Annotated in this window: 26 protein-coding genes; 3 read left to right on the plus strand and 23 right to left on the minus strand. The window is 38.6% G+C overall.

Annotated features, from left to right (window positions below):
- Nucleotides 1–66: 66 nt before the first annotated feature.
- Both QNM18_RS09260 and QNM18_RS09265 read right to left on the minus strand, forming a co-directional pair.
- Entirely contained in the window at nucleotides 67–789 is a 723-nt protein-coding gene (locus QNM18_RS09260; RefSeq protein ID WP_284136983.1) for a DUF2971 domain-containing protein, read from the minus strand.
- A 426-nt stretch (nucleotides 790–1,215) separates the two neighbouring features.
- Nucleotides 1,216–1,458, minus strand: coding sequence for a PapB/FocB family fimbrial expression transcriptional regulator (locus tag QNM18_RS09265; protein WP_284136984.1), 243 nt, complete (start codon nucleotides 1,456–1,458; stop codon nucleotides 1,216–1,218).
- 346 nt (nucleotides 1,459–1,804) lie between these two features.
- Between QNM18_RS09265 and QNM18_RS09270 the strand changes: the two genes are divergently transcribed.
- Nucleotides 1,805–2,056: an Ogr/Delta-like zinc finger protein gene (locus QNM18_RS09270; RefSeq protein WP_284136985.1), complete on the plus strand. Its 252-nt coding sequence runs from the start codon at nucleotides 1,805–1,807 to the stop codon at nucleotides 2,054–2,056.
- A gap of 157 nt (nucleotides 2,057–2,213) precedes the next feature.
- Here QNM18_RS09270 and QNM18_RS09275 read toward each other — a convergent pair whose 3' ends face one another.
- The 10 genes from QNM18_RS09275 to QNM18_RS09320 all read right to left on the minus strand — a co-directional run bounded on the left by QNM18_RS09275 (nucleotide 2,214) and on the right by QNM18_RS09320 (nucleotide 9,236).
- Nucleotides 2,214–3,611 carry a HEPN domain-containing protein gene (locus QNM18_RS09275; protein WP_284136986.1) on the minus strand — a complete coding sequence of 466 codons (1,398 nt, stop codon included), beginning with the start codon at nucleotides 3,609–3,611 and terminating at the stop codon, nucleotides 2,214–2,216.
- Between the two features lie 94 nt (nucleotides 3,612–3,705).
- Entirely contained in the window at nucleotides 3,706–6,258 is a 2,553-nt protein-coding gene (locus tag QNM18_RS09280; RefSeq protein WP_284136987.1) for a replication endonuclease, read from the minus strand.
- A gap of 2 nt (nucleotides 6,259–6,260) precedes the next feature.
- The gene (locus QNM18_RS09285; protein ID WP_284136988.1) at nucleotides 6,261–6,536 is read right to left on the minus strand and encodes a hypothetical protein; all 276 of its coding nucleotides are present in this window, start codon (nucleotides 6,534–6,536) and stop codon (nucleotides 6,261–6,263) included.
- 22 nt (nucleotides 6,537–6,558) lie between these two features.
- On the minus strand, nucleotides 6,559–7,143 hold the full coding sequence (locus QNM18_RS09290) for a hypothetical protein (RefSeq protein WP_284136989.1): 585 nt from the start codon (nucleotides 7,141–7,143) through the stop codon (nucleotides 6,559–6,561).
- Between the two features lie 17 nt (nucleotides 7,144–7,160).
- Nucleotides 7,161–7,757, minus strand: a complete 597-nt coding sequence (locus QNM18_RS09295; RefSeq protein WP_284136990.1) for an SAM-dependent methyltransferase — start codon at nucleotides 7,755–7,757, stop codon at nucleotides 7,161–7,163.
- Entirely contained in the window at nucleotides 7,754–7,951 is a 198-nt protein-coding gene (locus QNM18_RS09300) for a hypothetical protein (RefSeq protein WP_284136991.1), read from the minus strand. Before QNM18_RS09300 ends, QNM18_RS09295 begins: the two co-directional genes overlap by 4 nt.
- Nucleotides 7,952–7,964: 13 nt before the next feature.
- Nucleotides 7,965–8,318: a hypothetical protein gene (locus QNM18_RS09305; RefSeq protein ID WP_284136992.1), complete on the minus strand. Its 354-nt coding sequence runs from the start codon at nucleotides 8,316–8,318 to the stop codon at nucleotides 7,965–7,967.
- Nucleotides 8,318–8,620: a hypothetical protein gene (locus QNM18_RS09310; protein ID WP_284136993.1), complete on the minus strand. Its 303-nt coding sequence runs from the start codon at nucleotides 8,618–8,620 to the stop codon at nucleotides 8,318–8,320. Before QNM18_RS09310 ends, QNM18_RS09305 begins: the two co-directional genes overlap by 1 nt.
- The gene (locus tag QNM18_RS09315; protein ID WP_284136994.1) at nucleotides 8,617–8,925 is read right to left on the minus strand and encodes a hypothetical protein; all 309 of its coding nucleotides are present in this window, start codon (nucleotides 8,923–8,925) and stop codon (nucleotides 8,617–8,619) included. Before QNM18_RS09315 ends, QNM18_RS09310 begins: the two co-directional genes overlap by 4 nt.
- A complete protein-coding gene (locus QNM18_RS09320) occupies nucleotides 8,922–9,236 on the minus strand; it encodes a helix-turn-helix transcriptional regulator (RefSeq protein ID WP_284136995.1) in 315 nt (104 codons plus the stop codon). The genes QNM18_RS09315 and QNM18_RS09320 overlap by 4 nt, the downstream gene beginning before the upstream one ends.
- 80 nt (nucleotides 9,237–9,316) lie before the next feature.
- Between QNM18_RS09320 and QNM18_RS09325 the strand changes: the two genes are divergently transcribed.
- A complete protein-coding gene (locus QNM18_RS09325; RefSeq protein WP_284136996.1) occupies nucleotides 9,317–9,805 on the plus strand; it encodes a helix-turn-helix domain-containing protein in 489 nt (162 codons plus the stop codon).
- Between the two features lie 18 nt (nucleotides 9,806–9,823).
- On the opposite strand, the gene QNM18_RS09330 is transcribed toward QNM18_RS09325, so the two are convergent.
- The 9 genes from QNM18_RS09330 to QNM18_RS09370 all read right to left on the minus strand — a co-directional run bounded on the left by QNM18_RS09330 (nucleotide 9,824) and on the right by QNM18_RS09370 (nucleotide 17,695).
- Nucleotides 9,824–10,189, minus strand: a complete 366-nt coding sequence (locus QNM18_RS09330) for a hypothetical protein (RefSeq protein ID WP_284136997.1) — start codon at nucleotides 10,187–10,189, stop codon at nucleotides 9,824–9,826.
- 2 nt (nucleotides 10,190–10,191) lie between these two features.
- A complete protein-coding gene (locus tag QNM18_RS09335; protein ID WP_284136998.1) occupies nucleotides 10,192–10,749 on the minus strand; it encodes a hypothetical protein in 558 nt (185 codons plus the stop codon).
- 38 nt (nucleotides 10,750–10,787) lie between these two features.
- Nucleotides 10,788–10,955, minus strand: a complete 168-nt coding sequence (locus QNM18_RS09340; protein WP_284136999.1) for a hypothetical protein — start codon at nucleotides 10,953–10,955, stop codon at nucleotides 10,788–10,790.
- Between the two features lie 223 nt (nucleotides 10,956–11,178).
- Nucleotides 11,179–12,183, minus strand: coding sequence for a hypothetical protein (locus tag QNM18_RS09345; RefSeq protein ID WP_284137000.1), 1,005 nt, complete (start codon nucleotides 12,181–12,183; stop codon nucleotides 11,179–11,181).
- Nucleotides 12,184–12,558: 375 nt separating this feature from the next.
- Nucleotides 12,559–13,299, minus strand: coding sequence for a hypothetical protein (locus QNM18_RS09350; RefSeq protein WP_284137001.1), 741 nt, complete (start codon nucleotides 13,297–13,299; stop codon nucleotides 12,559–12,561).
- Between the two features lie 212 nt (nucleotides 13,300–13,511).
- Nucleotides 13,512–14,231 (minus strand): GmrSD restriction endonuclease domain-containing protein, encoded by a 720-nt coding sequence (locus tag QNM18_RS09355; RefSeq protein WP_284137002.1) that lies wholly within the window; start codon nucleotides 14,229–14,231, stop codon nucleotides 13,512–13,514.
- Nucleotides 14,232–14,619: 388 nt separating this feature from the next.
- Nucleotides 14,620–15,300, minus strand: a complete 681-nt coding sequence (locus QNM18_RS09360; protein ID WP_284137003.1) for a hypothetical protein — start codon at nucleotides 15,298–15,300, stop codon at nucleotides 14,620–14,622.
- Between the two features lie 251 nt (nucleotides 15,301–15,551).
- Nucleotides 15,552–16,196 (minus strand): HNH endonuclease, encoded by a 645-nt coding sequence (locus QNM18_RS09365; RefSeq protein ID WP_284137004.1) that lies wholly within the window; start codon nucleotides 16,194–16,196, stop codon nucleotides 15,552–15,554.
- On the minus strand, nucleotides 16,193–17,695 hold the full coding sequence (locus QNM18_RS09370) for an AAA family ATPase (RefSeq protein ID WP_284137005.1): 1,503 nt from the start codon (nucleotides 17,693–17,695) through the stop codon (nucleotides 16,193–16,195). The genes QNM18_RS09365 and QNM18_RS09370 overlap by 4 nt, the downstream gene beginning before the upstream one ends.
- Nucleotides 17,696–17,846: 151 nt before the next feature.
- Here QNM18_RS09370 and QNM18_RS09375 point away from each other — a divergent pair, with 151 nt between their 5' ends.
- Entirely contained in the window at nucleotides 17,847–18,275 is a 429-nt protein-coding gene (locus QNM18_RS09375) for a hypothetical protein (RefSeq protein ID WP_284137006.1), read from the plus strand.
- Here the strand turns inward: QNM18_RS09375 and QNM18_RS09380 are convergent.
- Complete coding sequence (locus QNM18_RS09380; protein ID WP_284137007.1) at nucleotides 18,267–18,986, minus strand: hypothetical protein; 720 nt, start codon at nucleotides 18,984–18,986, stop codon at nucleotides 18,267–18,269. The two genes, QNM18_RS09375 and QNM18_RS09380, sit on opposite strands and share 9 nt — an antisense overlap.
- 4 nt (nucleotides 18,987–18,990) lie before the next feature.
- Nucleotides 18,991–20,211: a tyrosine-type recombinase/integrase gene (locus QNM18_RS09385; protein WP_284137008.1), complete on the minus strand. Its 1,221-nt coding sequence runs from the start codon at nucleotides 20,209–20,211 to the stop codon at nucleotides 18,991–18,993.
- Nucleotides 20,212–20,278: the final 67 nt, after the last annotated feature.

A 20,278-nucleotide genomic window follows, 5' to 3' on the forward strand; every position in this document is an offset into this window, starting at 1 on the left:
TATTCAAACCTGACAGTCTCATATGCGCCAAACTCGGCCGTTCAGCACCTTTTTCTTTTGTTAAACTTACCAGCTTTTAAAGGGAATTTTTGACTGCTTAACTTTTGCATTTTTAAACCCATTAGATTCAAGTAACATTGAAACTGAACTAACACAATTTTGCTTACTTGGATTAGGTCCAACAATCACCTCTCTAATAGCATCCTTAGAAAATTGTAAAATAGGTAAAGTTATATAAGGAATGAGGTGGCTCGAACCAGCTCTAAAGTTAATCTTACAAGTAGGGTTCTCAGCAATAATTCTCCATTCAGACTCTTCATGAAAACCGTTATCCTTAAACAAAGGTGCTAACTTGTTTATTGAATCACATAGGTTTCTCAATGCGGAATCTGCTAGTATTTTACCTTCACCATTCATTACGTATTGGCGATAATCTAGTTCATGCTTTACTCTGTCGTTAGATTCAAATTTATCGTATTCAGTTCTCGAGGCAGTTGGCATTGGGAATTCCGCCTGGCATTTGCGTATTAACTTTTTCATTTCAGAATTTTGTTCTGCTTCACTATAGACACACTTTTTCAAATCAAAGTTATTTTCACGACAATACTCTTCTAAAACATCTCGGCTAAAACCAATACAAATACCTCGCCCAGGCGGACAATATCCTCTCCATTGACTTAATAAATCAGGTTTTTCACTGAAAGATGAAACATAAACATCATTATGTTTCATTTCATCCAAGGCTTTTCTGATCGAAAAGCCAAATGGTGATAGGTAATCATCATCCATGTAAAGATGATTTGATAACGAAATGGGAAAGTTGAGCGCATGAATATATTCTAATGAATCGTTCAAATACTTACAGTGACTGGCCCAAACGCTACTACAGTTAATAATTCCTAGCAGCCCATCAAGGCTAGTGTAATGATAAAGCATCGGTAATCCTTGTAGAGTTAACAGCTTATATTCACACAAGAAAAGTCTCTTGTAAACAGTGCGTTATAATGGCTAGTTCTATGAAGTGTGATATCTAGACAAAATACAACGAAGTCACTTTAACTTAATTGTCTATGAATTTTGATGTTCTTAATCGGTATAAATATTGCTGACAGAACTATTGAATCTCACTTAACCAGTGAAGTTAGTTTTAATTAAGATTAGCATTTACCCAATGGCCGCTATTCGCTCATCACTGTCTTTTCGGTCAAATATGAGTTACTTAACCCCATCAATCTCTTTGATCATTTCAACGACGGCCGCCTTTTCTTCAAGTTTTTTGAGCGCTGCTGAAAAGTTTGGCATTTCAACATGGTTTGTGATTGCAGCAGCTTTCTTATCCATGCCACGAACTAAATAATCTCTAAGTGCTGAAATTACTTTCTCACTGCTAATTCGTGTCAGTGATAAAAGCAGTTCGAACCGCTCTTGGCTTTGCATTCCTTTAAATAAATATCTCATGAAATAGTTATGAGTTAAGTCATAATAATTTAAATTTAAATGAGTTTTCGTTGAATTTCCAATATTTTGGATCTTTTCTTGTCACTCTCATGTCAAAACATGTCACAAGTTTGACATCCTGATCCTTTCGTAATTGCTTGCAGATCCTTATGTATAAAGGTTGCCACAAAACCTTGGTGTCATCGGCGATGTCAAAGTCGTCAATTTTTTGTGCGAAAGCGGAAGGCGAGGAGGAGTGAATTTTTCGCCCTTTTGGTTTCTTGCGATCGTTCTGGCGGTGATATTTGCGCCACGGCGTTAACTGTATATAATCACAGTATCCAGATTGAGATATGAAGGTGTAACAATGCGAGTGACGTGCCCACACTGCGGAAGTAAGGCGACAATAACATCTAGGGAAAACATCGCTGATAACGTATCGGACTTATACGTTTCATGTACTAACGTCAAAGAATGCGGGGCAACATTCGTATCATCATTAGCATTCAAACACTATTTGAATCCGCCAAGGGGTGATGTGGCAAGATTGGCTGCGGGTGTGTTGAAGAACCTGCCGAAGCCAATGCAGATTGAGTTGCTTGACCGGAGTCAGCTTTAACTTAATTTTTCAGTTAACCGGACGATTTTCAATCGAAAATCAGTAATTGAGCTAATTTAAAAAGCTTAACCACTGTCAGTTAAGAGCAATATACCAAAGCATCTAAGCACATGAAAATACATTACTAACCTTGAACTACTTCGTAATACTAAGCTTCTTAAGCTAAATCAGATTCTATCGGATACATCTTTCTAAATGCCTTGTCATTATCTTCACCAGTGTATTCACACAAACATTTAACAGCAGATATTAACGTAAGACGTGCTATCTGATAGGCATGCTTCCTTTCAGCCTCTAGGGATTCCAATCTATCGTAGTAAGTGCCATGTAATACTTTTGATCGACCATCATCATAAATTTGTTTAATCAACTCATTTAGCGTTTTAGGTTTATCCTGTTTTATAATATGTGTTTTCCTATCCATTCCAAGTAAGTTTGAAACCATATCTGCGATTCCTCCGAACTTTCCTCCATTAGAAAGCACATCTAAGCTGGTCCCTAACTTAGCAATAGCTACCGAATCACTCGACTCACGACATGCCTCACCAAACCAATCTAAAGCAGTGGCCCAACGCATGACTAGCTTGGGATGTGAATGTTTCCCCGGATTTAATAACCCTTCTAAAATAGAAATAATTGAAGGAAAAAATGACTCAATCTCCTTAATGAATTTCTCACGCCTTTCTTTTGGTAATCTACCCACTCTATCACTTAACCCTCCTCCTGGAAGCCAAAGATTTCCGTTTGTTTCAACCAGGCGATGTGTATGAATTGGTCCTAACCTTTCTTCATGAAGGGCTTGCTGTAAAAAGTAAGAACGTTGACCAAGGAGTAACGAAAGTGAATCAAGCGCAGTCTTCGAAACTATTAGAGCGAGTTTTCGAGAGTAATCTTTCTCAAAACCTGTGACGGTGACTTTTATCAAGGAAGGACAGTCTTTTACCACATGGTAAACTGTAGAAGCCAATCCTAGAATTTCCGTTTGATGATTCGGGCTCTTTAATGCCTCTTTCAACAAATTTTTCCAATTATTATTAGCGTCGGTTTCCCCCAAATATGTATCCTTACCTTTTTGGGGGAAATCAACTGTATCTATCCAATTTTCTCTACTGATCAGAGAGACAGGCCCTAACACAAAAGGGTTTTCAGACTCCATTCCCAGAGTCCAAGCTGGGAAATAGTGTGTGAACTCCTTTACACACTTAGAAATCAAATTTTCCGTCTCAAGCTTCAGCTTATTAATAACGGATCTATCACCAGTCCTAACATATTCATCAAAGTCACCTGCTACGAATAAGTTTGCAACAGCCTGTCTTGCTTGATTAATGTAATCTGGCAATTCGATTCTTGGCTGTTCCGGGCGACGGTTTTCAAAAATAACAATCGCTAGTTTTCTTAAACATTCATTAGCAGTTGGTGTAAAGTTTACTTGCCCCCCTTGCGGCATAGCTGTAACAAAACAGGGAATACCATGCTCTACACCCCAAGAAAACTCTTCTGAATGAATAAATTCCAATTCATTAACTAACTCGTTTAGGTGCTTTCTAATACTCATTTTCAAAAATACCTCAAGAAAATATTTTAAAAATAATTCAATAGTTTATATAGTTAAATTAATTTTTAAAACTTTTACTCTACCTAGTTTCTGACTATGCCATCATCCCTATCCCCCACCAGTCATTATCGCTAATCGTACTTGCCCCCCCTGCAACAGCGAGTTGGGCAAGTTCAAGATCACCTATCAGGTCTAAGCCCTTTCCAAGTGTTCGGTTGTGGCCATATATGGTGTTGGATGGAATCGTTCGTTCTTCTAATTGAGCATAGGTAAAGGCGAGGTCTACAATCTCCCTAGCTTTTTGCCAATGCACGTCTTGTGCTGCTGGCGTAGTTACCCGCTCCATGTCGTTTAACTCTATACGTTTGAAAGAGTTAAGTTTATTGCCGACAATATAATACACTCGACGACCCGCGACAACGTGGCCAGTTCGTTTTATCTGGTCAATTTGATCTTCATTAAGCACATCCCAATCTGCAATTGCCGACTCTTGGGCTTCATAACGCTGCTGCTCTGCCTCTTTTTGGGCGAGTGAATGCGCTACATGCTTGATGTAGTCTTGTTTAAGTGAGTTAACCTGGGCTTTTTTATCTAAAATGAGCAATTGCCCTCCTCTGATTAGGTAAATAAAGCCGTTTCTCATGATCCTTTTTCCTGCTAAGAGATCATTTTTAATGTCTCTGATCTCGTTTTCGCTGCAACCTTGCATATCTAGCACTAACTCGTCGCTATGCCCTGTCGTGCAAGGCGTACAGTTATTCCCACTAGTCCAAGAATAGTCGGCTACGCCGACGGAGGTGCTGTCTGCACGTGCGTTTTTCTCTGCCGTACCTTTGAGTTGTCTGGTCCATTCCACCAACCTAGTGACGATAGAGCTGTCACTAGCGGCATGCAAAACACCCTTTATACGCTGAACAACTTCACCGTAGTCGTTGCCAAACTCGGTGTACTCATACAGTAGTTTGAAATTGGCATCTTTACCTACAGACATGCCGCCTTGCAGTTTCACGTAATCCTTCCAGTGCCCCTCATTGGCTGCATACCTGATCGGCTCAATATTCTGGTCATCACATTCATTGCGTAACCGGCGCAATTCACGATAAACAGTAACGCTTGGTGAACCTAAAAATTGAAATTGACGAATACCCCAAACACTCGCCCACGCTCGAACAGGGTTTATATTGTTTTTCTTAATCTTGCCCTTTTCATCAAATTCAGCAAAACCTTCCCCTGTTTCAGCGTCTTGATGATCGAGTAGCATATATCCATCAATGTTTTTTGAGATGTACTTAGCTATATAGCTTGCAGCGCTACCTTTGCTTTTATCAATCAAGACAGCTTCAAATCGTGGATTAAACGTCTTGTAAAATTTGCTTGGCTCCTTCGCCTTTTTACCTAGCTTCTTCTTTAGCCCCCACTCTTTGCGCTTTTGTTTGTATAGCTTGAATTGACGGGTCCGGTCTGCACGTCTTTCATATAATTCGTATTTGTTTTCTTGGATAAAGTACCAACGCAAAATAGCGATGATTTCTTGCATCTTCTTTTTGGGCATAAAAAGCATCATATGCCAGTGCGGTGTGCCATCTGCGTGAGGTTCCGCTACACGAACACCGAAGTAATCAAGCCCTCGCCTGTTTAGCTTTGAACGTGCACATGACCATGTCCTGTTTAAATAAGCCTGTGCATCTTTAGGTGTGGTTCCAGCCCACTTGTGACTATTTGCGTGATAACGCGATGGTGCGGTAAGGGTAAGAAATACGCCAACATAACCCATTTCGTCGGCCAGCTCCTCCGTTTCACGAATCCTAAGCATTAGTTCATTACGACGGTTTTTAGGGTTTGCCATACCCGACTTAACGGCTTCAACTAAATCGATTACAGTTCCATCTGACCCCTCTAGCTCCATTAACTTTAAAAACTCCAAACCAGACTTTTCTGATTGAATGTACTCTTGCTGAGCCAACTTGCTCGAGTAAGGAGAGATACCTTTGCGGGAGTTCTTTTTGGTTCTCGGGTTATAAAACAAGTCTTTTCCGACCTGACCCGTTGAGATTTCCAAAAGCTCTAAATACTGGCGGCGTACAAGCTTTAATTTTCGCGCCCACCACTTGTCGCACTTTAACTTGAGCAAAGTCGACTGCAGTAATACATCTGGCAACTTAGAATACTTGGTGTTTGAAAATGGCACCCTCACGCCTAGGGGCTTAGTGAAGGACTTTAAAGCTATATGCGTCTCTATTAATAACTCTCTGTATGAGTATTCAGTATTGCTATCAGCAAGATCAATCATCAGTTGCATAGCTTCAGTTGCAACAAGCCTTGCGTGGTCCTTGGTCTTTTCAACACTGCTCAAAATATGCCAAGGAAGCGGCATACTTTGAGCAACCCTGAACAACACACCAAAGCGAGGTTTTAAACGCTTAATAGTGCGGCGCATCCATTCATTAGCTTTGTATTTGCTATCAGCTTTTTTACCGTTGTATCGGTCAATGTATTTGCGGGCCATACGGCCCTGCAATGGGATAGGTAATGTGGAGAGTCCGCGAGCTAGGTAGTTGTAATCATCTATATCGGTAATCGACGCTAATACACCTTTTGCTAGCCCGCTTAAGTTAAGTGTATCAACGTCAATGGGCCGAACAGTCATAACTAAACTTCTAGTTTATGAAGTAGCTCGGCGCCTAAATGCAACTCGTCTAATACCTTTTTGATTTGCGCGTAAATGTCAAAGTCTGCATGTTCACAAATAAGCTTTGCCATTGGCTGCAAATCAGTCAGTACATCTTCGCATGCAATTCGAGTACTAGATGTATCTCTTTTCCAAACCAGGTTAATCGCTTCGTTGGCCTGCTCTACAATTAAATTAACCATTGATTGGGTGATACTCTGATTTTCAGATAGATCTTGGTCTTTGATATACGTCATTTTCTTGTTCCAAATATTTTATTTAAAAGGGGATGTCATCTTTGCCAACAGTGATTGGTGCTTGTTTGTGGATGTAAGTACTTGGCCGTCGGATATTGAAAATACCTTTACTCGCTAATGTTTCTCTTTCAAAAGTGAGGTAGTCGATCCATCCACCTATGCAGCGCCCCATATATAATTTCCACAACCTTTTAAATAACTCTGGAGAAAACGCTGCAACAATATCGAACCAACTATTGAGTTTATACTGGGCTGGCGGGTAGCTTCCGTTCCACCTGTTTATAATGGTGTCATTAATCTTTTTGACAGCAGATTTTACAATTGAGGGAAGTCTAAAAGTTTGCTCTGCTTGAATTGCTCTTTCGGCTGCAATTAATGTAACGAATCCCCTATTTTTTTTACGCATTGGATTTTTATGAGAAATTTTACAAACTTTTATATATGCTGAATTGCACTCAGAATGTAGGTCACCAATAAACTGCTCTAATTGGTTTCTCAGCTCAGCAATTTTATATTCCATCACGAAAACCTTTTTCATCGCTGCCTTTTCATGTTTTGACAGATTTTTGTGATTTTCAGACGCAACTTGGTCTTTGATATGTTCCATTTCTTTGGTCCTTTGGATTAAATGATGAAAAGGTTGGGGACTAGCGTTTCGGTCTTGCTTTTACAAAACACAAAATGAGCGTATTCGATTGAGTCTTTGCGGCTTGGCTTTTCGGGATTAAAGCCGGGGCGCTTGTGGTGAACAAAAACAGAATGTAGAGGTAACTCTTTCCAATGCTCAAATCGCTTTTTAGAACCAAGCCAATTTAGGCGCTGTAGCATTATCACTAAACCAAAGTCACTCACGTGCTCTAAGCCTTTTTGTACAAACTCCATTGAAAGGCTAAATGGAGGGTTTGTAACCACTGTGTCGTATTCACCCCTTCCTTCTGTTTGCAAAAAGTCGACGCATGTTTTAGCTGCTCGGCTGTCTTCGCGTATATCCCATGTTTCAACATTGAGGTGACCCATTGAATTGAGCACTAGCGGGTAACTCATTTCATGCTTAGCACAACCACCTGCACTTGGGTCAAGAATGCGATTACCTAAGCACAAAATCGTTTTACGGTCTGGATTTTTATAATCAACCGCCTCCAAAAACTCCTTAATTACCCAATGCGGTGTTACGTAGTAATCGTCGTCATTACGCACGGTTAGTCTATTCGTAGAACTCATAACGCACTCCTTACTTTGTATTCGTTTACGTCATTGCACTCAGGTAACTTGGCGTAGTCGTCGGACGAAAGCTTGGTTAGCTTTTGCAACACCCACTTGTCCATGTAACTGTCAAAGACTTCGGGGTAACCGCTGTTAAGGCGGCGCTTTGTGTATTGGGGTTTACTGAACAGCTTTTTAATAAAGTTAAGCATGGTAGCTCCTTGCTTAGTTAACTTTGGCGAAACTGCTGCCTTGAATAAACTTTTGTGGGTCAATGGCCTTAGCATCAAAAAACTGCTGAGAAAGGCCTCTAAATTCAATTATCGCGTCTCTGATAGAAAGTCTCTGGTCATTACTCATTTCATGCCACAACATCCCGACTTGTGTTCTGCTAAAGCCGGCGGCGAAACAAAGCAGGTGCTTTTGCCTTTCTGGGAGTTGCGCATAAATGCGGCTTGGGCTGTTAAAGTCACCTTTTAGCTGCTTGCGTGCATTTAAAAAGCAATCAGGTAGCTCGCGCTTTGAGCCATTGATAACTGCTAATTCTGGTACTGTTTGAACTTGGTTTGGCTGTCTCATCACTTAGCCTCCCCGTTTATGCCTTTAATGTACTTGTCACGAAATGCTTTAACATCACCAAGGCGGTAGTAGTTTCTGCCGAACTTAATAACTTTGGGAAAGTCTTCGTAATTAGCCGCCATATCCCAAAACTTTTTATTTTTGCAGAGCAAAATTTCTTTGGCCTCGCCAGTTGTAATAAGACGGTCGTCTCCCTCTTTGAGCTGCTCTTTTAGCTCGATGTTTTCTTTAACCACTAAAGAGATAATGCCTTTTACGTCGTCAGGTACATTAAGTTGATCGACTACGTTTAATGAAATCATGAGTTACCTCCTGCTCTTGCTTCATCAACCAGCTTTTTACGAAAGGCTTTAACATCACCAAACCGATAATAATGGGTATACCCATAAGTAACCGCCTTCGGAAAGTCATCATGCTCTTTCGATAAGTCACAAAACTTGTTGCGAGCAACACGTAGGTAGCTCATTGCCTCAGCAGTTGAAACCAAACGCTCGTCCCCTTCGTCTAACTTTTCGTTAAGGACTTCGATTTCCTGATGCATGCTCATAAAAATACTTTCAGCTTCAGGAGACAAGCCAAGTGATTTGATTGATTGTTCAGTGATCATGCTGCACTCCTTTGAACTTCTGCCCATTTCTGCGGGCCAAGTGCGATATACGATTGAATTTCACTAGCACGCCAAGCAACGGAGCCCTCGCTAGTCTTTTCGTTGTGTGGGAAAGCGCCATCTCTCATCTTCCTGTAGATGTTGTCTTTCTTCAACGTTGTACGCCTCATCACTTCGTTTAAGTCTAAGAACTCATCCTTTTTAGATGACTCTGCGATTTTAACTAGTTGCTCAGCAAGGTAATTAAGCACATTAACAACAGTGTTTTTTCCTTCGCTTTCTGAGCATTGTTGGATAACTTTTTTGCTCATTATGTGTTACCTTTTACTTTAGTGTGTTTTTAAAAAGCTCTAACTTTTTAAACTTATCCTACCTACAAGGCAATATTAGTATGACAAGTCCTACTACGTCAACTTATGATCCAAAAAAATTAAAACAGATCCGTCAAAAATTAGGATGGACGCAATCTCAATTGGCTGAAAAAATTGGCGTAAGCCTGGCTTCTATAAAGAGTTATGAAACAAACGCAAACGATATAAAATTTGAAATTGTAAGACGTTTACTACAGGTTGAAGAAGTCAGACCTTATGCACTTTGGTTTGTGACTGGCTCGGCATACTCGTTTGATCAGGCTGACCCAACAACAACAGAAGAAGAGCAACAAACAAACTCAGCTCAGATGACAACAGACGAAATTGAGCAAAGCTTTGTTGATGGTGTTACTGAAGCATTATTGATGTTTACATACTTTGGATGGATTAAAATAGATAAGGACAAGATTGACTTTGACGCGTGTGGAAAATACGTATTAAAGCAAGTTAGCCCGACGGTAAAGGCTACATTCCAACTGCAAGATATTCAAAAGCTAAACACAAAATAAAAGCCGCTTGAGCGGCTTTTATTTTTTAGAGCTAACGAGTTTAAGCTGGACTATTTCGGGCTGTTTTATTTCGACTGGTGAGCTTGTACACTTTTGATAGTATTGCTCTGCGCGATGTATAAATCCCTCTGTCGCATCCATTCTTTCAAACACTGTTTTGCTACTAACTTGTGCTTTTCCAATTTGAAAAGCTATATAGTGCGCTTCCGTATCTTCTATTTCTTGTTTTTCTTCTTGATAAAAATTTTCATAAAAAGAAGTGCTTTTAATTTTTTCTAATAGTCTCTTCTCTAGTTTATTATTTGAATGGCTGGCAAAGGAACTCCCAGCCGCTATTAAAATCATCAAAAGTATCGCTGATAAGGCGATGATCACTAAACCCATATTTACGCTTCCTTAGCACTTTTTTTCTTAATTTTCTTAATTTGTTTAATTGGATAAATTGCGACTACGCAAAGTACAACAATGTTAGTTACATTCACAGCCACTTTATAAAATGGAGAAAGCCCATCAAAATCATATATGCCTCTCGCAACTAACTGAATAAAACATAGAGAAGTGGTAACCACTGCTAGGTACAAACACAGCTTAGCTGTTTTTGAAAATGTGCACTTTCTTATCAAATGAAAAAGGAATATAGCTGCGGCACAAAAGAAGCTATTCATAATCATGATGAAATAATAGACTCGCCTTAGTTCAAGCTTTTCCATTTCCATAACTAAAAGCTGACCACCTAATACACCGCCAATATTATGAAAAACAACCACACACAGAGCCGCGATAAAGCAAGAATGTAATTCATGGTCTTCAATGGATCGTAAACTGCGTTTACCTCCAAACAACAAACTCCATTTGTGTTGTCTGAATTTAACGAGGAAAAAAGCCACTATAAATACTTCTAGCGCTTTAATAACCCAATCCACTAAACCTAAAATATCATTCATGCTTTTCCTTAAACGCATTTTAAAAATTTGAACTGGTATTAGTTACCTTCGACACCGATTGTAAAAGTAACTGGAAAAACCTCAATGGCAACTGCGGCTTGCTGTGGAGGCTCCGTTCCTCCATTTGCACCACCTGTACCACCTTTTACTTTAACTAAGCTCTTGCTACACAGTACTTTTAATTTTCTTTTCTTGAGCTTCATCATTTAATCCTTATTCATTATTTTGAAATGTCCCTATTCCTTACATTGCACAAATGTTAACTTAATTGGTTATTTGTAACAAGCGCTTTAGTATCTTAGCGCATTTAAGAAATAAGTGACAAGAAAACACTGGTTAAAAACACAGCGGTTATTAAGCCAGTTAGAACAATGATAAAATAGCGATGCTTTATTTGGTAGTTATTCCGCCACCATAGCGCACGCTTCACTACGGCGCGGTTACCAAAGGCTTCTTCTCAACCTTTCCTGTTATTAGCAACTCCAAAAACTCCATTTGAGTCAAACTAAAACTGCTACCTTTTAGCCATTTAGCTTTCGCTGATACTGTATAGAAGTCGAAGGTAACTATTCCCTCATACATTGAGTCAGTATCTGTATCCCAACCCATTTCCATTGCATACGTAACTTGGATAGAAGTTTCTCCAGAGTTACTCTCAAATAAATCACCTTGTTTGAATGATAAAAACAACCCTTGGACCCACCTCATCACTGCCTTTTTGTTTTCCATTCTTTCTAGATATTCGATTTTTAACGCTTCTCTATGCCCGTATTTAACGTGGTACGCCCAATGGCTAGTCGTCAGGATTTGATTGCCTTTTCCATCCTTGATAGGAGCACAGATCAAGTTTTTACCAGCAATTGCTCGTGGCTTCCAATTTGCCCTCATAGTAGCCATAAAATCCAATTCGAATTGATATGTCACCGGTGCTTTGTAGTTGTCCAAGAATAGATCTTGGAATCGATTGGCTGCGTTTGAAAATTTGGAGAAATGACTATAGCTATTATCACCAGAGACTAATTGCCATGGTTTTTGTTTTTTAAATCCATTCTTATCTAAAGCAGCAAAGCTAAGCCCTATAAGGAGAGCACCATCTTGAATGTTGATAAGGTTTAGTGACTGTTCTTGCAACTCAAGCTGATGCTCCTTACTTATATAAGGATTTAGCATCGCAGCCAATTGGTGCAAAGTATCAATGCGCGGTGGAAGCTCAGCAAGCTCATAGGCTTCCACTTCGTCAGGGGCAATGAAAACTGACTTTTCTAAGTCGAAAACCCTTGTCTCACCTCTAACTTTGCAAAAAGCCGTTAAATAGTTATTGGATATTTCTGATGGAATAACTTCTCGGACTTTGCCCGGAAAACTACCAGCTGCGTATATCATATGTACACTAACTTTGTCGTCTAGTGCTTTGTGTGCAAGTGCAATTGACATTGAATCTCCTTGTCAAAAAACAAAACACTAACAATGCATTAACACTGATTCAAGTTGTTGATTTGTACAGTATCTACTCAAATGGAACAAAAAGGAATTCTGTTGGAACGGAACAACTGCCTGGGGTTTATCTTATGGTTTTGCGATGACCACATTAAATATTGGGTCTTCGAGATAGGATCTATGATAGCTAGATGGGTAATAGAATTGATAAGTTTAGCCGACTTATTCTAAAACCCTACACAAAAGGCAATGGAATTGCCTTTTCTTCTACGTTAAGTGTTTATTTACTTGCTTAACAGATTCAACACAAAAATATTAGTCCATACAGATCGCCCCGTCTACAGGTTTTATACATCATTTTTTCGCTCGCTCTCAGCTAGGTTGATGATATTTTGATATCCCTTCATTTATGAGCTCCGCTATGTCTTTTTCATCTACTTGATCCATCACAAGGTTGCACCTTAAGATTTCTTTACACTTGCGCCATTCTTTTCTACTGCAGTTTCGAGCTAAAACGAGTATATCTTGATCTAAGTCTTCAAGTGCTTTTTGACGAATAACTTGTTTAAAGGCATCTATAACCGCTTCGACTCTTTCTGGCTCACTTGATTCTACGTCTTTAAATACTGATTTGCTGTCAGAAAAGAAAGTATCCAATTGGTCACTTGTTGTTGAATACACTTTTTCAACTGCTCTTTTTCCTCTTAGCTTATAGGCAAGAACTGGTTCATCTTTTGACAGTTCAAACAGTGCATCATCATAATACTTTAAAATTTCGGTTTCTAAATTTGGTTTTATTGCTTCTTTGGTCGATTTAAAATGTGGCTTAAAGGCATTGTTTCTCATGGTCTCTATTTCTTCGTCAGAGAATTGAGTACCTGCAACATTTTTAATCTTCTCAGTGTATGCATTCACTTCGTCATTGGAATCAAATTCATTTATATAGAATGAGTACCTAATTTCTAAAAGCAAGTACAAAACACGTCTCGCACTGGCCTTTTTCTCTTGGCGGTTTTTGTAGTAATAGCTCCCACAAGCAAACATAGCAGTGATGAGAATCCCTACTAGAGCTGCTCCCCCAGTAATAAGGCTAGCCAGAACTTTCGTGTCCATATCTATGTTAGTATCCTTTAATCATTTGATATATAAGTGGGCTAGTGTTTTAACTCAGATTGAGTGGCGATGTAAACCTCAGTGAACCCTAAAGGTCAAAATTGTCTGGTTTGTTATTACATTAGCGGGTACTCGTAGATTACTTACAAGTATGCCGAAATTTCCCCAAATAATCCTAACTCCACAGGCACTCCTTCCTACAGTTAAACTTGTTACTCACACACTACACCATCTCCATCCGCATCCCTCATATATTGATAGGCAACATGAGCGCGAGTCACTGGTGCGATGTTATGGTTTCGGGCCTCCGTACAGCTTATCTGCCCGTTTTCGTTATCATCATATAGTGCCAAGGCATCTTGTCTTGGTAAATCATTATTTTCAGTATAAAAAATCATTGCGAAGCTTTGGCAATTGCTCAAAACCGCGTCTAGTGCATTTGCTTCTGCTCGGTCAACGCTTAAGGCGTATTTGGTTTTAATCTCTACAATGCGGTTTGCAAACCAACATTTGTTTTTGTTGGGCAACCACTCTGCTGCGTCATAGCCACATTTACCACCAGGGCCACAACGATTGATCTCGGGTGCGGCAAGCGTTAGGTTGAGTAAGTCACTCGCGAACTCTTTTCTGGTTTCTGCTGATGCATCGCACAAACCACTGTCGTGCCCTTCAGATGCAGCGACTATGTGCTCAATGTCTGTAGAAGTATCGGACTCAAAGTACCGGCCCGTATATGGCCCATAAACCAGCCCATCCATATCTTCAACAATGTCATCTTCGACGCTTTGGGAGTAAGGGTATTGTTTTTTCTTATCGTATGGTGAACAGCGGCTTTCTTCTGTGACCACCAAGCCCCGCCAAGTATCTTGAGCCATGGCGATAAATGGTAGTTGAGTACTAATGAGACAAACAATTGATAGACGTTTAAACATAGATTTCTCCTTGTTATTTGCAGCTCAAAAAAGTTTACTGCTCGTTTGTTTCAGCACTGTTTACCCTTGTCACCGCTATAGGGTTAATAACAGGCTTTTCACTTTTTCTGTGGATAGGTCAATTTTGATCTTCCTGTTGATCTAACTATAACAATTGCACATAAATCAATAACTGTTTAATTTGTTCGTGTGGGTAGTTGAATGCCATTACGGAGAAGGGTTTCGATTTACTTCATGGGGATCCGATAGGTAAGTTGAAAAGTGATAGGCTACATGAAGGTGCTTTGGTATTGAGGTTAAAGCCAATAAATTAGGAGATAAATTTGCTAGTCCATTCTTAAAAGCGCATCTGAACAATGCGCTTGATTATCAGGTACAAATTTGAGGATTAAGTGATTTTGGCTTTTATTTCATCAAATTGCTTTTCAAGACTATTTAAGTCTGAAAGGACTGATTCAAGCTCACCGTTTGAATTTTCAAATTTTGACGTGTATTTGATGTTTACTCTGACGTTCTCGTTGAGTTTGGTTGCTCTATCTAAGTACTCGCGTAAAAGAGTAAAACTTCTATTATCTAGCCTTTCAAAATACGCATCAAATAAATTACACAAACTTTGACCTTCAACGACATATGTGTTGATACCATGCTTCAAGTGACGATAGACAATATCTTCACATACTAAATGGTAAGCATCAAATAGGTTATCAAATAGTTTAACAAGATTTTTTTCTGCTTCACTCTCCTCTTTTCTCTTCATTATTTGGATTCTTGATTCAATATTAGTTTTAGAAAGCTCCAGTATTTGCTTTCTATTTTTATCTGCTTCGAACCTTTCTGACTCTGACTTTAGAAACTCCTTCCTTTGTGAATCTAAAGTGTATAACACAAGTAAAATGGATATAAAGCTGAGAAATGGGTTGGATATTCCCCCAAAGAAATCTCCAAATAAAGCCCATGTTTCTCGACTACCTTGAAACCCTAGCCCTAAACTAAATTTGTATGAGATAAGTACTAGACTAGTAAATATCATTATAGAAATAACGGTAATAAATATTGTAATTCTTTTCATAATAAGATTAGTGCCTTTTTGGTTATTTTTCTTAAGTTAGTTCTGTATCAATCCTACCATTAAAATATTTAACATCCACAAAAAGTACAGAATAAATTAATTATACCAAACAGAGTTCCAATGCTTTTCTCGTCACCTTTCATCAGGTCACAATTGACCTGTTCATCATAATTATAGTTGCACAAAATAAAACACTATGTACTTAATCAGGAGTGGATTAGCTGCTGAACCTTAGACGTCAACCACTTCCTCTAAGCAGAGCCCTTTATTGCAAGCGCTGCAATTTCCTTTCTTATTGCTTTTTGAACTTCAACCTCACTAGAAGATCGAAGCTGCTCTGACAATAGCAAAATCCTCTCGTCATCATCAACAGATGCACCAAAGTCAGCATATTCATAGAAACGATTCAGTTTACATACTGATATAGTTTTCTCGCCCTTACTTTTAATTGCAACGTAATAGAACCCTTCTTTTATCATTAATATATTTTTTTCGTAAATATCAAGGTAAGGGTGAACTATTGAAAAAAGAGTGTTCTTCATCGGGTAAGTTTTTTTAGCTTTGCTTGTCGTCACATTTTTATTTGATTTTGCGTTGTTACAGTCGTGGCAACTCGCACACAAATTGTAGGGTTCAAACATAAATGATGGTGCAGTATCTCTTGGGATTATATGTTCAATAGCCCAGACTTGGCCATTTGTAGTCTTATAGTCTTGTTTGCAATAGGCGCATTTGTATCTCTGAAACTTAACACAAGCAGTTTTTATTCTGCTTTTCAGGTCTTTAAGTTCTTCATCAGACCATGAGTTATGTGTGAAACTATTACTTTTTAACTTTTTATCTATTAGCTGTTGCTCTTCAGCTGTATACTTTATTGGAGATTGAACTACGCTCATTTTTTATTGACCTTTCTCCATGCTGAGACCAGAATTTCAATCAGATCTTTTACATGATCATCGTCTTCCATTTGCTTAGATAGATTTTTCAACATTTTTAATTTATCCTGCTCTGTAGCAGTCAATGTGCCATTTTTGCTTAGAGAGGAGAGAAGAGATACAGATAAACGATTTAAATACTCATTATTATTCCCAGCAACACCAAACACTTCGGCCAATTGAAAATCTGAAGAGTTCTTTTGATATAAATCTACTTGTTGAATTACTTGCTTTTCCATACTTAAGACAAAACAGTTTTCTTGAGAAAACTCAGAAACTATCAAAGGAGAATGTGTTGCAATAATAAAGTGGCAGTTTTTGTACTTGTCAAAAAGTTTAGTAAGGTAACCAATATACTCTTTCTGCCACCTAGGATGTAAGCTAATCTCAGGTTCATCAATGCATATGACACTATTATCCTTTATAACGCTTCCGATATTTAGCATCGTTAAGATTATACATTTTTGACCAGAACTTAAATCAGACTCCTTTATTAATTCAAACCCTTTATCATCACGAAAATAAACATCAGAAACATTTATAAAATCATTATCAAGCAAAAACAATAAAGACTCGAATTGACTGCTATCTATTTCATTTATATTAGCACGTGAAATACACTCATAAGAAAGCAAATAATGCTTAACAACTTTCAATGAAAAACCAAGGTCATTTATAACTTTCTTGAATTGCTCATTGGTCATACCTCTCTTGTGTTTTTCTATACTTTTAAAATCAATATTTTTTTCCACAAAAAAGCTCATTATCTCTTCTGCACTTTTGGCTTTATATAAATCAGCTTTTTCCCAATTAGTTTTCCAAGTCATAGTGTCAGATTTAACATCATAATGAGCACTTCGCCATATTATCTGATGGTATAGGCCATTTAGCCTTGTACTAATCTCGAAAGAAATATGAGGGCTTAACCCTAATACCTTAAAAATATCTGATTTGTTGAAAAAGCTGGAATTTCTAAGATAAGTTCTAAGAAGAAGGTTTAGCAAGTTTGACTTTGATAAAATATTTTTTGATTGCTTTAAGCCTATATAGTGATAGTTTTCATCATCATGGTACCTTACATTAGTACCCTTTTTATCCACTAGAGGGAACTTGTCAAAAGGCGAAGAAGATACCGAGATAGCTTTCGTAGCAGGAGGAGTTATAATTTCATCATCCTTATTTTTGGATAAGAATGAACTACTTTCACTTTTTGGCCCAAAGTAGGTGTATATACCTCTTTCTAGAACGACGTCTAGATGCCTACTATAATTAAATGGAATCGAGAGCCCCTCACCAGACAAATTGTTCTTAATACAATTTGCAATAGTTCTGAGGAGTGTGCTTTTTCCAGTTCCATTACTACCTACTAAGACTGTAAATGTATTTAAGTCAGTAGGTTTATAACTCTCAGCAATGAAGTCATATTTTTTACGATTTAGATAAACTGATTTTATTAACACAAATTTTCCTTTTTTATATGCTCACCATATGTGATTAAATAGTAAAGCTCTAACTGCACCAACTATGGTCACTAAATTCTATACTTTTTTAACATTGCAGGTCAAAATTGACCTGTATATTAGCCTCATAATTATAAACAATATAGCAACAATGTTTTCTCCTGTATTCGATATGCCTGTTGTAAAATTTAAGTTCAATTACGGACACACTTACCTTACTAGCGGTGGCTTAGCCGCCAAGACCAATTGCATAACTGCCGATAGCGTGGCGTGCACTATGGTAGATGGCACAAGCCAATCATTAAAGTTTCGTGGGTTTACTTCAATTTTTAGAACTCGCCAATTTGAATGTGTGACAGTGCATAACATTATTGCCATCAAGAGTGGTAATGCGTTGTTTGGCGGTGGCAACTGGGTTGATGTCAAAGGTGACTTTATTGGCGTTTATATTGATGGGTATGTGTATTTGGTGCTCGGAGATCGGGGATTACCTGTTGTAGATGAGAGCTACGAAAAGCCCAAAGAGAAGCCCCTTGGGCAGGTTGTAAGTTTGGAGGAGTTTAGAAAACTCTCATATTAAACAGAGGTTTTGTAGCTTAGTTAATATATCTTTTTCCACGTGCTCTTTTGGAGTGTCATTCAATAGCGTTTCAGTTTTGTGGCGTCTAGGGTAGAGTAGTTCTTTCAGTTGCACATGAAAAAATGATGATGTAAGGCCCATCATTTCAATAAGTGCAGTTGCCGATTTTGCCTTTAAAAATAGAGATTTTTGCAATTTAACCTTATCATGAAAATGCCCGCTATTTAGTTGCTGAATTAATTTATCGGCACATCGTTTACTGATACCATTCCCAATAATTTGAAGTTGAAACAGCCTGATTATTGAGAGGTCTGTGTAGTGATAAGAAACTTCTATATCGCCAAGCAACATTTTAACTTCCTGAAGGATTACACCTCCCGAAACACCAACTTCCATATTAGCGGACATTCCGAATTTTAAAGATTCACTTAGCTCGGGCCTTAACAAGCCCCTCTTAATGTCCCAGCTAGTTGTAGTTGCATCAAGCATTCTAGATTTGACTTGGATTTTTCTGCTGACCATTTCTGTATCAAAAATAAGATCATAACCGTTATCGTCAACATCTGTTCGATATGCTTTTATGTATTGACCAGCTAGCGCACTCGACAATTGAACATCGTAAAGTAGCTTATTTAACAGCAACGCTTCTCTTTTGGTCGAGTTTTCAGGTTTGTAAAAAAAATCCCTAAATCTATGATCAGTTTGTTCCATATTCTTAGTCTAACTCCTTTAAAGCCAACTCAATTTTATCCCAATACAGCTCATATGCCCCAGCCTGATCTTTTAAGTAATCATGTTTATTGTATACAGCCATGACTCCACGCATAGCATGGCCTAACATTTTTTCTGTTACATGGGGCAATACCTCTTGTTCACTTAGCAATGTACTTAAAGATCGGCGAGCATCGTGCGGAACGAATTTAGCAACTTTGTGATTTTCGTTTAAGTGTTGCCACATGCGCCCACAAAATCGGTTTACTGAGTGGGTTGTGATTGGAGTGTTCGGTTTGCTGCCTGGTAACACGATTCCTTGGTTGCCATATACAAGCGCGAGATTGTCTAGTATTTGATGCATCTTTTTGCTTATTGGGCGACGTATTGCCTGATTGGTTTTTGAGTTCTCAGGCGGTACTGTCCAAATATTGTTTTGTAGATCTAGGTCTTCCCACTTCATTAACCTGACTTCAGACTGGCGAGCGCCGGTTAAAAAGATCAGTTGTAAGCATGCTTTGTTAGCTGGTGTTGCTTTGGCCTGTTCTATTTGACGCCATAACAATGCGATTTCATTGAACTGCAAAAAACGCTGCCCTTGTGATGCAGGCTCACCAACATGCTTAGTTTTAATATTAAATAAGGAATTATCGTTGGTAACCTCTCCTCTTGCGGCAGCCCACCTAAAAGCAGTCTTTAACCTAACCAGCATAATGGGAGCAAGTTTCGGTGAACCAGATTCAAAAACAAAATCAAAATAATTGTTCCAATCTAGTGGCTTCATTTGGCTGGCAGGCTTTTCGGTGAGGTATTTACTTGGTGCAATCCACTTACTGATATTGTTTTCATAGAGTGTTTGCGTTTTGGGCTTGAATAAACGTTTATTTTTGTTGTACCACCTATCTACAATTTGAGCCGGCGTTAATTGCTCTTCTTCACTTGCTTTGTGCAATTTAAGCTTAAGCCTCGGGTCTTCACCATCGGCTATCCAGCCTTTGAGTTTATATGCCAAATCTTGCGCACCTCGAATAGAGAGCTGTGGATAATAGCCTAATGTAATTACTTGCTGCTTTCCCGCATATCGACAGCGATACTGCCAAGATATTGTTCCGTTGTTATTACGTCTTACTCTTAGCCCGTCTCTATGAGATAATGTGACGGGGTCGTTCTTCTTATTTACTAGGTTTCTTAATTTAGCATCAGATAGCATTTTACGACCATACACACACTTGCAAGTTTTGATACACACACCTATACACACACTTGGGCGATATTGCAAGAGACACGAACAA

This window comes from Pseudoalteromonas obscura, from assembly GCF_030135505.1.
Classification (GTDB): Bacteria; Pseudomonadota; Gammaproteobacteria; order Enterobacterales; family Alteromonadaceae; genus Pseudoalteromonas; species Pseudoalteromonas obscura.

Excerpts from the sequence above, each read along its gene's own strand:
- QNM18_RS09260 (WP_284136983.1), bottom strand. The coding sequence starts at position 789 with ATGGATGATGATTACCTATCACCATTTGGCTTTTCGATCAGAAAAGCC.
- QNM18_RS09325 (WP_284136996.1), top strand. The coding sequence starts at position 9,317 with ATGACAAGTCCTACTACGTCAACTTATGATCCAAAAAAATTAAAACAG.
- QNM18_RS09350 (WP_284137001.1), bottom strand. The coding sequence starts at position 13,299 with ATGGACACGAAAGTTCTGGCTAGCCTTATTACTGGGGGAGCAGCTCTA.
- QNM18_RS09305 (WP_284136992.1), bottom strand. The coding sequence starts at position 8,318 with ATGAGACAGCCAAACCAAGTTCAAACAGTACCAGAATTAGCAGTTATC.
- QNM18_RS09335 (WP_284136998.1), bottom strand. The coding sequence starts at position 10,749 with ATGAATGATATTTTAGGTTTAGTGGATTGGGTTATTAAAGCGCTAGAA.
- QNM18_RS09345 (WP_284137000.1), bottom strand. The coding sequence starts at position 12,183 with ATGTCAATTGCACTTGCACACAAAGCACTAGACGACAAAGTTAGTGTA.
- QNM18_RS09355 (WP_284137002.1), bottom strand. The coding sequence starts at position 14,231 with ATGTTTAAACGTCTATCAATTGTTTGTCTCATTAGTACTCAACTACCA.
- QNM18_RS09290 (WP_284136989.1), bottom strand. The coding sequence starts at position 7,143 with ATGGAACATATCAAAGACCAAGTTGCGTCTGAAAATCACAAAAATCTG.
- QNM18_RS09265 (WP_284136984.1), bottom strand. The coding sequence starts at position 1,458 with ATGAGATATTTATTTAAAGGAATGCAAAGCCAAGAGCGGTTCGAACTG.
- QNM18_RS09330 (WP_284136997.1), bottom strand. The coding sequence starts at position 10,189 with ATGGGTTTAGTGATCATCGCCTTATCAGCGATACTTTTGATGATTTTA.
- QNM18_RS09320 (WP_284136995.1), bottom strand. The coding sequence starts at position 9,236 with ATGAGCAAAAAAGTTATCCAACAATGCTCAGAAAGCGAAGGAAAAAAC.
- QNM18_RS09285 (WP_284136988.1), bottom strand. The coding sequence starts at position 6,536 with ATGACGTATATCAAAGACCAAGATCTATCTGAAAATCAGAGTATCACC.
- QNM18_RS09340 (WP_284136999.1), bottom strand. The coding sequence starts at position 10,955 with ATGATGAAGCTCAAGAAAAGAAAATTAAAAGTACTGTGTAGCAAGAGC.
- QNM18_RS09275 (WP_284136986.1), bottom strand. The coding sequence starts at position 3,611 with ATGAGTATTAGAAAGCACCTAAACGAGTTAGTTAATGAATTGGAATTT.
- QNM18_RS09315 (WP_284136994.1), bottom strand. The coding sequence starts at position 8,925 with ATGATCACTGAACAATCAATCAAATCACTTGGCTTGTCTCCTGAAGCT.
- QNM18_RS09375 (WP_284137006.1), top strand. The coding sequence starts at position 17,847 with ATGTTTTCTCCTGTATTCGATATGCCTGTTGTAAAATTTAAGTTCAAT.
- QNM18_RS09310 (WP_284136993.1), bottom strand. The coding sequence starts at position 8,620 with ATGATTTCATTAAACGTAGTCGATCAACTTAATGTACCTGACGACGTA.
- QNM18_RS09365 (WP_284137004.1), bottom strand. The coding sequence starts at position 16,196 with ATGAGCGTAGTTCAATCTCCAATAAAGTATACAGCTGAAGAGCAACAG.
- QNM18_RS09360 (WP_284137003.1), bottom strand. The coding sequence starts at position 15,300 with ATGAAAAGAATTACAATATTTATTACCGTTATTTCTATAATGATATTT.
- QNM18_RS09270 (WP_284136985.1), top strand. The coding sequence starts at position 1,805 with ATGCGAGTGACGTGCCCACACTGCGGAAGTAAGGCGACAATAACATCT.
- QNM18_RS09380 (WP_284137007.1), bottom strand. The coding sequence starts at position 18,986 with ATGGAACAAACTGATCATAGATTTAGGGATTTTTTTTACAAACCTGAA.
- QNM18_RS09300 (WP_284136991.1), bottom strand. The coding sequence starts at position 7,951 with ATGCTTAACTTTATTAAAAAGCTGTTCAGTAAACCCCAATACACAAAG.
- QNM18_RS09295 (WP_284136990.1), bottom strand. The coding sequence starts at position 7,757 with ATGAGTTCTACGAATAGACTAACCGTGCGTAATGACGACGATTACTAC.
- QNM18_RS09280 (WP_284136987.1), bottom strand. The coding sequence starts at position 6,258 with ATGACTGTTCGGCCCATTGACGTTGATACACTTAACTTAAGCGGGCTA.